Source organism: Dellaglioa sp. BT-FLS60 (assembly GCF_054941065.1).
Genome location: NZ_JBSOLI010000030.1, coordinates 53,911 through 65,692, shown reverse-complemented (window position 1 = coordinate 65,692; position 11,782 = coordinate 53,911). Strand labels below are relative to the sequence as shown.

12 protein-coding genes are annotated in these 11,782 nt (G+C 34.3%); 5 read left to right on the top strand and 7 right to left on the bottom strand.

From position 1 onward, the window contains the following. Nucleotides 1-5: 5 nt before the first annotated feature. Entirely contained in the window at nucleotides 6-1,727 is a 1,722-nt protein-coding gene (gene ezrA / locus ACVQ8P_RS02925) for a septation ring formation regulator EzrA (protein ID WP_462297401.1), read from the bottom strand. Between the two features lie 386 nt (nucleotides 1,728-2,113). Here ezrA and rpsD point away from each other — a divergent pair, with 386 nt between their 5' ends. Then, a complete protein-coding gene (gene rpsD / locus ACVQ8P_RS02920; RefSeq protein WP_462297400.1) occupies nucleotides 2,114-2,722 on the top strand; it encodes a 30S ribosomal protein S4 in 609 nt (202 codons plus the stop codon). Between the two features lie 25 nt (nucleotides 2,723-2,747). Here the strand turns inward: rpsD and ACVQ8P_RS02915 are convergent, their stop codons facing one another. Then, the gene (locus ACVQ8P_RS02915; protein WP_462297399.1) at nucleotides 2,748-3,365 is read right to left on the bottom strand and encodes a DUF1054 family protein; all 618 of its coding nucleotides are present in this window, start codon (nucleotides 3,363-3,365) and stop codon (nucleotides 2,748-2,750) included. A 69-nt stretch (nucleotides 3,366-3,434) separates the two neighbouring features. Between ACVQ8P_RS02915 and ACVQ8P_RS02910 the strand changes: the two genes are divergently transcribed. The 4 genes from ACVQ8P_RS02910 (at nucleotide 3,435) to ACVQ8P_RS02895 (ending at nucleotide 6,640) form a co-directional block, all read left to right on the top strand. Further along, entirely contained in the window at nucleotides 3,435-3,881 is a 447-nt protein-coding gene (locus ACVQ8P_RS02910; protein WP_462297398.1) for a YueI family protein, read from the top strand. 309 nt (nucleotides 3,882-4,190) lie between these two features. Beyond that, nucleotides 4,191-5,462: a replication-associated recombination protein A gene (locus ACVQ8P_RS02905; protein ID WP_462297397.1), complete on the top strand. Its 1,272-nt coding sequence runs from the start codon at nucleotides 4,191-4,193 to the stop codon at nucleotides 5,460-5,462. A gap of 330 nt (nucleotides 5,463-5,792) precedes the next feature. Beyond that, entirely contained in the window at nucleotides 5,793-6,074 is a 282-nt protein-coding gene (locus tag ACVQ8P_RS02900) for a hypothetical protein (protein WP_462297396.1), read from the top strand. Between the two features lie 83 nt (nucleotides 6,075-6,157). Next, nucleotides 6,158-6,640 (top strand): universal stress protein, encoded by a 483-nt coding sequence (locus tag ACVQ8P_RS02895; RefSeq protein ID WP_462297395.1) that lies wholly within the window; start codon nucleotides 6,158-6,160, stop codon nucleotides 6,638-6,640. Nucleotides 6,641-6,677: 37 nt separating this feature from the next. Here the strand turns inward: ACVQ8P_RS02895 and ACVQ8P_RS02890 are convergent, their stop codons facing one another. The 5 genes from ACVQ8P_RS02890 to ACVQ8P_RS02870 form a co-directional block, all read right to left on the bottom strand. Continuing rightward, nucleotides 6,678-7,235 carry a DNA-3-methyladenine glycosylase I gene (locus ACVQ8P_RS02890; RefSeq protein ID WP_462297394.1) on the bottom strand — a complete coding sequence of 186 codons (558 nt, stop codon included), beginning with the start codon at nucleotides 7,233-7,235 and terminating at the stop codon, nucleotides 6,678-6,680. A 78-nt stretch (nucleotides 7,236-7,313) separates the two neighbouring features. Then, nucleotides 7,314-8,420, bottom strand: coding sequence for a D-alanine--D-alanine ligase family protein (locus tag ACVQ8P_RS02885; RefSeq protein ID WP_462297480.1), 1,107 nt, complete (start codon nucleotides 8,418-8,420; stop codon nucleotides 7,314-7,316). A gap of 356 nt (nucleotides 8,421-8,776) precedes the next feature. Further along, nucleotides 8,777-9,622 carry an aldo/keto reductase gene (locus tag ACVQ8P_RS02880; RefSeq protein ID WP_462297393.1) on the bottom strand — a complete coding sequence of 282 codons (846 nt, stop codon included), beginning with the start codon at nucleotides 9,620-9,622 and terminating at the stop codon, nucleotides 8,777-8,779. Between the two features lie 88 nt (nucleotides 9,623-9,710). Further along, the gene (locus ACVQ8P_RS02875) at nucleotides 9,711-10,295 is read right to left on the bottom strand and encodes a sugar O-acetyltransferase (RefSeq protein ID WP_462297392.1); all 585 of its coding nucleotides are present in this window, start codon (nucleotides 10,293-10,295) and stop codon (nucleotides 9,711-9,713) included. Nucleotides 10,296-10,447: 152 nt separating this feature from the next. After that, the gene (locus ACVQ8P_RS02870) at nucleotides 10,448-11,758 is read right to left on the bottom strand and encodes an NCS2 family permease (RefSeq protein ID WP_462297391.1); all 1,311 of its coding nucleotides are present in this window, start codon (nucleotides 11,756-11,758) and stop codon (nucleotides 10,448-10,450) included. Nucleotides 11,759-11,782: the final 24 nt, after the last annotated feature.

Below are 11,782 nucleotides of genomic sequence, written 5' to 3'. Positions count from 1 at the left end.
GGCTGTTATTCAGTTTCAAAGCTATCTTCCATACTGTCATAATATTGTTTTTCTATTTTCTTATATGATCCAGGTTCAACTTTGTCTAATGCAGTAGCAATTGTTTCTAAACTAGCTGCATAATTAAAATCAGTGTTAAACAAACGTTTTGACTTTTCAAATGCGATGACTATTTCTTCATTTGAATTTTTGAATCGATTCGCATATTGCATTAAATTCTCAGATAATGACGCACTATCAATTAAATCATGTGTCTTATCTTGCAAACTTTCAAGATCCGCTTCGATATCGATAATTTGTTTGGCAATTTCACCCATATTAATTTTCAACTTACCAATTGCTGATTCTACTTCTTCAATCTCATCACTAACAACATAGAAAAAGTCTAAATAACTGTTTGGTAATCCCGGTAAATTAACCTGTTCAACTTGTCGTTTGAGTTGATGCAACTCAATATCAAATCTTTGAATGGTTGCACTGGCTTTCTTTTCGTCACTACGTAAATCTTGGATACTGCTATTAATTTCTCGTTGTGTCAATTCAATTTTTTCTAATGCTTTAGAATTTTGTTCAAGGCAATCAGCAATCTCACTATAAACTGCTTCATCTGAAGCAATAGCAGTTTGGTCAGTCTCATATTGTACATTAATATCTTTAATCTGTTGATTTAATTTTTGTGCATCTTCCAATTCATTATGACTTAATTCATAATTTTGACCTAGTCTATCAAGCTCAACTAAAAGCATTTGGCTTTGCTTTTCAGCATGATCGATAAATTTACGATACCCTTTTTCTTGCTGTTCAACTTTATCTTTTGCCTTCAATTCTTTTTCCATAACATCATATAAATAATCAATTTGATTTGCCATATTATTAACTTCAACCGTTGTTGACGCAACTTCCAAAACTTCCAATTCACCTAATGCTTTATCAACGCGTGTTTGAATTTCGGCAATTTGTTTGGGAATATCATCTCCAACTGGAAAGTTGTAATTTTCATCCGTTAATTTCATGTAGCCTGATTGTAATTCAGCAAGCTGCCCAGGAAACTCATTTTTTAAACTCTTATATAAAGGTGGAATCTCATCAAGAATTTTTTCTAAAGATGTCGTATCTTCTCTTAACTTACTTAAAACTTTTTCTGCTGTATCATGGTCTCCAGCACTAGTTAATGTTGAAAAACGATCAAAATCATCTTCAAGACCTGTCAATTTATCTTCTAACTTATCAATACTAGGTCCATAAGAAAAGTTTTTTGACAACAAGGTTTTACGTAAATCTTGATATTTTTTTTCTAGTGTATCAACGGCTTGATGGTTACTTTCATCGCTTTGTTTCAAAGAGGTTAATGCCTTATTGATACCGTCATACGTTTTATCAATGGACATCAACTTAACATCAATCTCTGCCGTTAATTGACGGTTAGAAAGAAATTGATATTTAGAATTTGCTTCATAAGCTTCATCAATTTGCATTGTAATTTTAGGTAACTTTGACTCTTGAACTTCTTTAAAATCTGATTGTAACGCTGAAAAGGTTTTAAGGCTCTCGCCTGTTAGACCCAAATTTTCCGTCAATTGAAGTTGTTTTTCAACTTCAGAATGAGAATCGGCTTCTACTTGGCCACGAAATATTTCGAATTTTTTTTCATTGCGTTTCTGAAGAAAAAACGCCGTTGCATAGATAATAATGGCTACTACTATTATTCCAACAAAAATCTGTGTCATACCCTAATCCCGCCTTTAGCTTACTAAAATTTATATTCAATACCAACATTCAAATTTTATGCTTCTAATCATTATATCATAGACTTTTAAAGCCTTCACTAGCTTTTGTATAATATATTGAAATAAATCTTAATTAATACACATTAACTTAGTCTGCAAACAAACATGAAAACTGATTGACATTGACCTTCAAAGACAGTATGATAAGTCTTGTGTAAAATAATGCAGCGGTGAACGGTAAGCTCGTCAACAGTTTGTTGCCCAAGTTTCTTGGTTCAATTAGTACCCTTTCAGCTGCAAAGGTGAACATTGCAAAACAAACTGCACGAATACTAAGTTCACAAAGGATTATTTTACTCCAAAACAAATATTGGAGGAATTTATATATGTCACGTTATACTGGCCCAAGTTGGAAAGTTTCACGTCGATTAGGTCTTTCTTTAACAGGTACTGGTAAAGAATTAGCTCGTCGTCCTTATGCACCCGGTGATCATGGTCAAAACAATCGCCGTAAATTATCAGAATATGGTTTACAATTACGAGAAAAACAAAAGCTCCGTATGATGTACGGTTTATCAGAACGTCAATTTGCTAACTTGTTCATTAAAGCTGGTACAATTCGCGAAGGTAAACATGGTGTTAACTTCATGATTTTACTTGAAGGTCGTTTAGACAATGTTGTTTATCGTTTAGGTTTGGCTTCTACTCGTCGTCAAGCTCGTCAATTGGTAAACCATGGTCATATTACTGTTGATGGCAACCGCGTTGATATTCCTTCATACGCTGTTGAAATTGGTCAAGTAATTTCATTACGTGAAAAATCAAAGAGTTTACAAATTGTTAAAGACGCAATGGACGCATTAGTTGGTCGTCCCCAATTTGTACAATTTGATGCTGATAAATTAGAGGGTTCATTAACTCGTTTACCAGAACGTGAAGAACTTGAAGCAGACATCGATGAATCACTTATCGTTGAATACTACAACAAATTATAATTTCAAACTAAAAAACATCTCATTTTTAATGAGATGTTTTTTTTGTCCAAATTTTATAAATTTCAATTAACGGTATCAAAGTCTCTTTCAAATAATCAAGTTGTTTATATTCATCTAAAATGAAAAACTTATTTTCAGTAGTTAAATTTTGACCAATCAATAATTCTTTAGTTTTTACCTCGCCCCATTTTTGACTATCTTCTTGCGTTATCATTCTCGCTAAGGTGATTGTTTCTTTATTCGTATGGTCTACTGACCACAAAAATGTCTCTTCTAGTTTTTGGATTGCCGGAATTGATTCGTTGATTCCCTTTTCGTACAAACTCTTGTCCTTAATATCCGCTAATGCAGACAGCCAAATAAATAATCGATCATTCCAGAAACCTATCTCAAAATGTGGCATCATTTTATACCCACGTTTATTTTCACTAAATGCCATCCAAGTATCAGGTGGCGGATTTTTCGACCTTCGGGCATGTTTTGCAATATGCAAATAAAGTTCCACACCCAATTGCTCTTCTAAAAATGGTAACAACTCAGATCCCACTATTTCAAACTTAGGATCAATAATTGTTCGAATTTTTTCTAACCGACCATCCAACGTTTGATCGTTAAAAACTAAAAAATCATCTTTAATAAACATTTCACTCTCTCCTTTTGATCCAAACATGGTATGCTAAAAACATAACTTACTGAAAGGTGGTACTTTAAAATGGCTGAAAATGATTTAGATCCACATCTTCAATCCGGACTTTACGGAACGCCGCAACTTCACCCCGATGAACAAAGAAAATACTTAGGTACCTTTAGAGAACGGGTTAGCTTAACAATGACAATTGATGAAGTAACTGCGGCCAACAATATGGCTGGTTTTGAACAAGAACTCGTTACACATCCTGATTATCATGCCCTAATTAACGGCATGATTGATCAAAAAACATTAGCACCTTACATTACGTTACTCCATAAGCATAATGTTAATTTCACATTGACATCGAATAGTGAAAATCCTGTTGGCGCTGAAATTATGGGATTAGTTATCGCAACTGAAAAAACGGCAATCAACGAATCAGTTGTTGCTATTAATGACAAGTATCCCATTATTAAAAGTGACGCTCCAGCAAAGAAAAAATCATTTTTTGAAAATTTATTTGACTAATATAACTTGAATCAGCACCTATCATAAAAGTGCTGATTCAAGTTTTTTATTATTTGAACTAACGAGATTCATAAAATGCCAATAATTTCCCGTTCTAAACACCACTATTGGTATAGCCAAGTAACTTTGAAACACCCTTTCTTACTACACTTTCTACTAACTCGACTCAATGCTTAACAGTTCTCACTTTTCTATTATAGTATACCAAATATTCCAGCTAACCTCTCATATTTACGGTTGCCTCCCCACAATTAATTAAGAGCAATATGCTATACTATTCTTTAGTAAACAACGCGAAAGGAGCCATTTATGTTACAACCACTTGCCTTTAGAATGCGACCAACAAAAATTGAAGAAGTTGTTGGTCAACAACACCTCGTCGGACCAGGTAAAATCATTAAACGAATGGTCGACGCAAAACTACTTTCTTCTATGATTTTATACGGCCCACCTGGCACTGGAAAAACGAGTATTGCTAGTGCTATTGCCGGATCAACGCAATATGCATTTCGCAAATTAAATGCGGCAACCGATTCTAAAAAAGATCTTGAAATTGTTGCTGAAGAAGCAAAAATGAGTGGGACTGTCATTTTACTTTTAGATGAAATTCATCGATTAACAAAACCAAAGCAAGATTTCCTATTGCCACATTTAGAAAACGGTCGAATTATTTTAATTGGTGCAACCACTGAAAATCCATATATTACTATCAGTCCGGCTATTAGAAGTCGAACACAGATTTTTGAAGTGAAACCTTTAGATGAAAAAGATATTGAAATTGCATTGGATCGTGCCTTAGCCAATAAAGAAATTGGACTTGGGAACCTTAACATTAACCTAGAAGACAATGCCCGATTACATTTAGCTCGGGCAACTAATGGGGATTTACGCAGTTCCCTAAATGCACTGGAGTTAGCTGCCAAATCCACACCGCCTGATGCTTCAGGTCTCATTACTCTAACGTTAACAATCATAGAAGAATGTCTGCAGAAAAAGGCACTAACACATGATAAAGATGGTGACGCACATTATGATGTTATTTCCGCTTTTCAAAAGTCAGTCAGAGGTTCAGATGTTAATGCCGCTCTCCACTACTTAGGCCGCTTAATTCTCGCTGGTGATTTGCCTACAATTGCTAGACGTTTAATTACGATGGCTTACGAAGATATTGGGTTAAGCAGCCCTGCTGCCTGCGCAAGAACCGTAACTGCCGTACAAGCTGCTGAAAAAATTGGCTTTCCGGAAGCTAAAATTCCGTTATCAAATGCGGTCATTGACCTTTGCCTTTCACCCAAATCAAACTCAGCTAATGTTGCTATCAACAACGCAATCGCTGATATTGAAAAAGGTGGTTTTGGCGATATTCCTGCTCATTTAAAAGATGCCCACTATAAAGGTGCCGAAGATTTAGGCCATGGTATTGGTTATAAATTTCCTCATGACTACCCTAATGACTGGGTTAAACAACAGTATCTGCCAGATAAATTAAAAGAGGCTAATTACTATGAACCAAAATCAAATGGTCGCTATGAACAAGCGCTTAAAGAACAATATCGCAAATTACATCCAGTAAAAAAATAATCTGTTGACGCTTACATCAAAAATGTTGCACGTTCTAAAAGTCTGTGCTATATTAAGGATGAAGTTCTGAAGTGTACGCGTTATCTTATTAGAATGTTGACCGAACAAATAATTATATCTAGGCGTCAACTTAATAGGCTAGCTGATTTCAAGCCATTTCACTTGGTAGTTAGAAGTTAGTACAGTCGATGCCACCTGCTTCATTGCGGGCTCAACTCACGAAGATGATTAACGGCACTACGCGGATTTTCCAAAGCTTTTGGCTTTGATGGTCTGAGCAAACTCTGTTTGTTCAGGCTTTTTTTATGCTAATAATAAGGGAGTTTTTTTATGTTAATTCGGATACTTTTAGCCATTCTTTCAGTCTTACTTTTAACCATTGGCTATTACCTATTCTCACATCGCAACAAAAATTTTATGATATTTAAACCCGAAACAAATAGTATTTTAAGATCTATATTACTCATTTTTAGTTTAATTATCAGCATTGAAAGTTTAATCGGGTTAGTTTCAGTCTTAATTTTCATTCCAATATTCTGTGGTCTGCTAGTCGCTCTAGCTTGTCTTACCGTTGGCGCTTTAACCATTATTTTATCTTTTTTTATGCATTAAGCTAGATTTGTAACCGTTTTTACTTCTATTTTCATTAAATTTGTCGTAAAATAGAAGTATACAAAAGAAAGAGGTGGATGACCATGTTACAACAATATAAAAATATTTTAGTCCCTGTAGATGGTTCGGATGAAGCAAAATTAGCCTTTGAAAAGGCTGTACAAGTAGCTTTAAGAAATGGCGAAGATTCTACACTTCATCTTTTACACGTCATCGATACTCGAGCATTCCAAAATATCTCAAGTTTTGATACGTCAATGGTTGAACAAGTTAGTGATACAGCAAAAGAAACATTGAATAAATATATTGAACAAGCCAAAAAAGCTGGTCTTAAAAACGTTGATTATGCCATTGAATATGGTTCTCCAAAAGTAATTATTGCAAAAAACGTGCCCATTAATTTAGATATTGACTTAATCGTAATCGGCGCTACTGGCTTAAATGCCGTTGAACGCTTATTAATTGGTTCCGTTACAGAATATGTCACTCGAGTAGCAGAATGTGATGTCTTAGTTGTTAGAACTGATTTAAATAATGTACCTGCACTTAAAAGTAATCTTAAATAACAAAAAAAGAAATTAACCAACTCAGGTTAATTTCTTTTTATTTTGTCTTAAATTCACATGAAATGATGTGGTCATCTACCATCCCCATACTTTGCATCAAGGAATAAACAATTTTCGGACCAACAAACTTAAATCCCAACTTTTTTAATGCCTTAGATAACTGCTTTGATAAATCTGTTTCTGCTGGAACTTCTTCTGCATGTCCCCAAAGATTATTGATTGGTTTATTAACCACAAATTGCCATAAAAATGCATCAAATGTTTGCCCAGCTTGATTCATTTTAACAATGACTTGTGCATTCGTAATAATTGCTAAAATTTTACGTTGGTTACGAATAATACTTGAATTTGCCATTAACTCAGCAACTTTACTATCATCAAACTGACTCACCTTCTGAATTGAAAAATTTTCAAAAGCAGCGTTAAAAGCACCACGCTTATTTAACACGGTTTGCCAACTCAAACCTGCCTGCATTAATTCCAAACTTAATAATCCAAATAATTGTTGATCACCAAAGAGTGGTTTCCCCCACTCTTTATCATGATAATCTTGCATCAATTGATTGCCAGATTGTGCCCATGGACATCTTTCCATACGCTCTCCTCCTGTTTCATTTAACTAAAAAAGATTACTAGCGCTGTTCCCAGACTAGTAATCTTCTTCATTTTAGATTTAGATTTCAGGTAGTTCAGTAAAATCATAATGCAATTCTTTAACAGCAGCATGTTCATCAAATGCTAATTGAATTAATTGATCAATCAATTCTGAATAACCAATACCTGATACTTCCCACAATTGTGGATAAAGTGAAATATTTGTGAAGCCTGGCAATGTGTTTAATTCACCAAGATATGGAATACCATCTTTAACTAAGAAATCAATTCGTGCTAAACCACGACAACCCAATGCTTCGAAAGCACGTAATGACATGTCCTGGATTTCTTTTGTTAATTCGTCTGGTAATTCTACTGGCATTTCAAATTCGACACCTGAAGCATCAACGAACTTATTATTATAATCGTAAAATACATCAGATTTAGGTACAATAACGGCACCTAATTTTGAAGCCTTTAAATCAGTATTCCCAAGAATTGAGCATTCAATTTCGTCGGGATTTTCAATTGATTCTTCAACTAAAATCTTTGTGTCATATAAAAAGGCATCTTCTAAGCCTTCAATAAATTCTTTTTCATTATGCGCTTTATGAATACCCACTGATGAACCTTGATTAGCTGGTTTAATAAACACAACATCCCCAAGTTCTTTACTAATATGTGCATAAGTCATTTCGGCACGGTTATTTGCTTTAACAACTAAGTACTTTGTATTTCTGATATTGTTTAACGTTAACATTTTTTTCGTTAAATCTTTATCAAATGAAATTGCTGATGATCGAACATCACTACCAATGTAAGGCTTATCTAAAAGCTTGAATAGCCCTTGGATTGTGCCATCTTCACCCATGTTACCATGGATAACTGGGTAGAATAAATCAATATCTTTCACTTCAGTTAAACTCATAATGTTAGCTAATGGGTTTGTGAAATCAATCGTTGGTAAAACGTCAGCAACCACTTGTGCTTCTGGTTCGCCGTCAAAGATACGACGTGAAGCAGCATCGCCAAGTAATACACCTGTCTTTGTAAACATGAATAAACTAACTTCATATTTATTTTTATCCATTGCATCATAAATATTATGTGCTGAACGTTTTGACACGTCATGTTCTGATGAATTACCACCAAAAAGTAATCCGATGTGTATCTTCTTGTTTGTCATCATATATCCATTCCTCTTTGTGTTATATTTTTTACTCGTCTAAATCCTTAATCTTAATAATACCATGTTCGTACCAATTTTGTCATTTACTTTTACTATTTTATACATAATTTAATGATTAACCTTAAAATAAGCTTAACTAATAAATAAAGACCGTTATTTATCAGTTCTTTAAGCTAGTTAAAAGTCAAAAAAATCTTAATAACCCCCTAAAAAGTAAGGTTATGACACCCTTAATCAATTTATATGCCATAAATCTGCTTGGATAAATAATTTAGTTTAAAATTTAAACGTAAAATAAAAAGCTAGTTAAAAACCAAATTTGGTTTCTAATTAGCTTTTCTTTAATTATTATCTTAAGCGATATGTCCACTTAAACTTTTAATTGTTTCGGGATCTCGATGATCAAAAAATTGACTTGTATTAGTATCCATATCGTTAATCATTTTCATTTCAGCATCAGTCAATTTAAAGTCAAAAATAGCCAAATTATCAACAATTCTTTCCTTATGAACTGATTTTGCCAATGCAACTATTTTTTGTTGCGTTAACCAACGTAGTACAACTTGACCCACATTTTTCTGATACTTATTCGCAATTTCTTGCAAAATTGGATTGGTGAATAAGCCATTACGGCCTTCAGCAAATGGCGCCCATGCTTCTGCCTGTACATTATAGCTACGCATATAATCTACTGATTCTTTTTCCTGAAAGAAAGGATTTAATTCAATTTGATTAACTGCTGGTTTAACATTATTAAACACAGCTAAATCAGTTAATTGATCATTATAAAAATTAGAAACACCAATCGATTTAACTTTGCCCTCTTTTTGAGCCTCTTCTAGTGCTCGCCAAGCACCGTAAGTATCTGCATATGGTTGATGTAATAAAACTAAATCAACGTAGTCTAACTTAAGTTTACGTAAACTTTCATCTAACGATGCTTTAGCTTTTTCATAACCAAAATTGCTAATCCATAATTTAGTTGTAATAAAAAGATCTTCTCGTTTAGCCCCAGAACGCTTAATTCCTGCGCCAACACCTTCTTCATTACCATAAGCCTGTGCAGTATCAATTAATTGATAACCCGCTTGAATCGCATCTACTACAGATTGTTCAGCTACTTTTAAATCAGTAATCTGATAAACACCAAAACCCATAACAGGCATTTTATTTCCATCATTTAACGTAACATATTCCATTATTAAAGCCCCTTTTCTACTTTACATTGTACATTAAGCACTATGAAAACCACTTTATAGTACTTAATTTTGATTATTTAACTATTTTCTAACCCAATGGTGCTAACATTTTAATCATTTTTGCTGGTACACCACCAACAACCGTATTATCAGGAACATCCTTAGTCACTACCGCACCTGCACCAACGATGACATTATTACCAATATGCACCCCACCGATAATAGTAACATTGCCACCAATCCATACATCACTACCAATTGTGATTGGCTTAGTAAAGGATATTAAATAGTGACTCCCATCTTCTCGAGTACCGAATCGTTTATTTGCATCTAGTGAATGTGCCCCACAATATAATTTCGTATCAGGTGCAATCACAACACGATCACCCAACGTAATCAAATTTGAATCTTGAAATGTACAGTTTCCATTAATAAAAACATCATCACCAACTTGAATATGTGACCCATAATTTGCGGTAAACTGTCCATTAATCGCTAAACGCTCACCTGATTTTCCAAGTAACTCTTTAATAGCCACTGTCCGTTGTTCTTGATCTATCGTTGTATTAATCGTGTTGATTAAACTTTTTCCTCGAGCAAGCATTTGTTGAATCTCTGGATCACGATAATCATACTCTTGACCCGCTAATAATTTTTCATGTTCTGTCATCATTTTATTACCCCCTTAACATTTATTAGTCTCAGTATAGTCCTTTGAGTTCACTCCAAGTCAACTCATATAATCTTACTTTAAAAAAAAATAGACCACTAATCTCCAATTCATTATCGGAGATTAGTGGTCTAACCTAAATCATTTATTTTAATTTAAACATTTAATATCCACATGAAGAGTAAGAATACGAAGAATAACCCATACATAATAGGATGAACTTCTTTGCGACGACCAGCAGCAATCATTGTGATTGGATAGAAAATCATACCCAATGCAATCCCATCAGAGATGCTATACGTTAATGGCATCCCAATGACGATTAAAAATGCTGGAATTGCAATTTCCATTTTTGACCATTCAATTTTTGTTAACGATTGTGCCATCAACACACCAACAATAATTAATGCAGGTGCAGTAACTTGTGTCGTCACAACTGATAATAATGGTGAAAAGAATATCCCAACAATGAATAAGAGACCTGTTGTAACAGAAGTTAACCCTGAACGTCCACCAACTGCGATACCTGCTGAAGATTCAACGTAAGCCCCAACTGGTGATGTTCCTAGAACTGAACCAGCAAGCATTGCTGTTGAATCAGCAACTAAAGCTTTACCAACTCGTGGCATTTTGTTATCTTTCATGAATCCTGCTTGTTGTGCTAGACCAACTAAAGTCCCCGCAGTATCAAAGAAAGTAACCAATAAGAAAGTTAAAACAACCACCCATAATTGAATGGTATTGATGTCACCAATATGCTTAACACCTTGCATAAATGTAGGTGCCAAACTTGGTGCACCAGAAACAATTCCTGTTGGTGCTTTAATTAAATCAGTAACAAATCCAAGAATAACGGTTGCGAACATCCCGATGAAAATACCACCTGGAACACGTCTCACCATTAAAATTGCAGTAACGACTAAGCCAAAAATAGTTAGCCACGTTGTTCCAACTGTTAATGATCCTAACCCAACCACTGTTGATTTATTTGCGACAATTAACCCACCGTCTTGTAACCCAATAAAGGCAATAAACAAACCAATACCACTTGAAATTGCATATTTTAAATTACTTGGAATTGCATTAATAATCATTTCACGCAATTTAAAAATTGTGATTAAAATGAAAATTAACGAAGCTACAAATACACCAGCTAAAGCTGTTTGCCATGGAATACCCATACCGATAACAACTGAATATGAAAAGAAAGCATTAATTCCCAATGCTGGTGCAGTTGCGATTGGATATTTAGCTAAAACACCCATTAAGATACAACCTAAGGCACTTGCTAAGGCAGTTGCCGTAAAGACTGCTCCCTTGTCCATCCCTGAGGCACTTAAAACTGTAGGATTGACGAATAATATGTAGGCCATTGAAATGAAAGTTGTAAACCCAGCCAAAACCTCACGTTTTACGGTTGTATGCAACTGATCAATTTCAAAATATGATTTAATGCGATTAATCATTTTAAATCTCCTTTTTATAAATGC

Excerpts from the sequence above, each read along its gene's own strand:
- ACVQ8P_RS02915 (WP_462297399.1), bottom strand. The coding sequence starts at position 3,365 with ATGTTTATTAAAGATGATTTTTTAGTTTTTAACGATCAAACGTTGGAT.
- rpsD (WP_462297400.1), top strand. The coding sequence starts at position 2,114 with ATGTCACGTTATACTGGCCCAAGTTGGAAAGTTTCACGTCGATTAGGT.
- ACVQ8P_RS02880 (WP_462297393.1), bottom strand. The coding sequence starts at position 9,622 with ATGGAATATGTTACGTTAAATGATGGAAATAAAATGCCTGTTATGGGT.
- ACVQ8P_RS02895 (WP_462297395.1), top strand. The coding sequence starts at position 6,158 with ATGTTACAACAATATAAAAATATTTTAGTCCCTGTAGATGGTTCGGAT.
- ACVQ8P_RS02905 (WP_462297397.1), top strand. The coding sequence starts at position 4,191 with ATGTTACAACCACTTGCCTTTAGAATGCGACCAACAAAAATTGAAGAA.
- ACVQ8P_RS02875 (WP_462297392.1), bottom strand. The coding sequence starts at position 10,295 with ATGATGACAGAACATGAAAAATTATTAGCGGGTCAAGAGTATGATTAT.
- ACVQ8P_RS02885 (WP_462297480.1), bottom strand. The coding sequence starts at position 8,420 with ATGACAAACAAGAAGATACACATCGGATTACTTTTTGGTGGTAATTCA.
- ACVQ8P_RS02870 (WP_462297391.1), bottom strand. The coding sequence starts at position 11,758 with ATGATTAATCGCATTAAATCATATTTTGAAATTGATCAGTTGCATACA.
- ACVQ8P_RS02910 (WP_462297398.1), top strand. The coding sequence starts at position 3,435 with ATGGCTGAAAATGATTTAGATCCACATCTTCAATCCGGACTTTACGGA.
- ACVQ8P_RS02900 (WP_462297396.1), top strand. The coding sequence starts at position 5,793 with ATGTTAATTCGGATACTTTTAGCCATTCTTTCAGTCTTACTTTTAACC.
- ACVQ8P_RS02890 (WP_462297394.1), bottom strand. The coding sequence starts at position 7,235 with ATGGAAAGATGTCCATGGGCACAATCTGGCAATCAATTGATGCAAGAT.
- ezrA (WP_462297401.1), bottom strand. The coding sequence starts at position 1,727 with ATGACACAGATTTTTGTTGGAATAATAGTAGTAGCCATTATTATCTAT.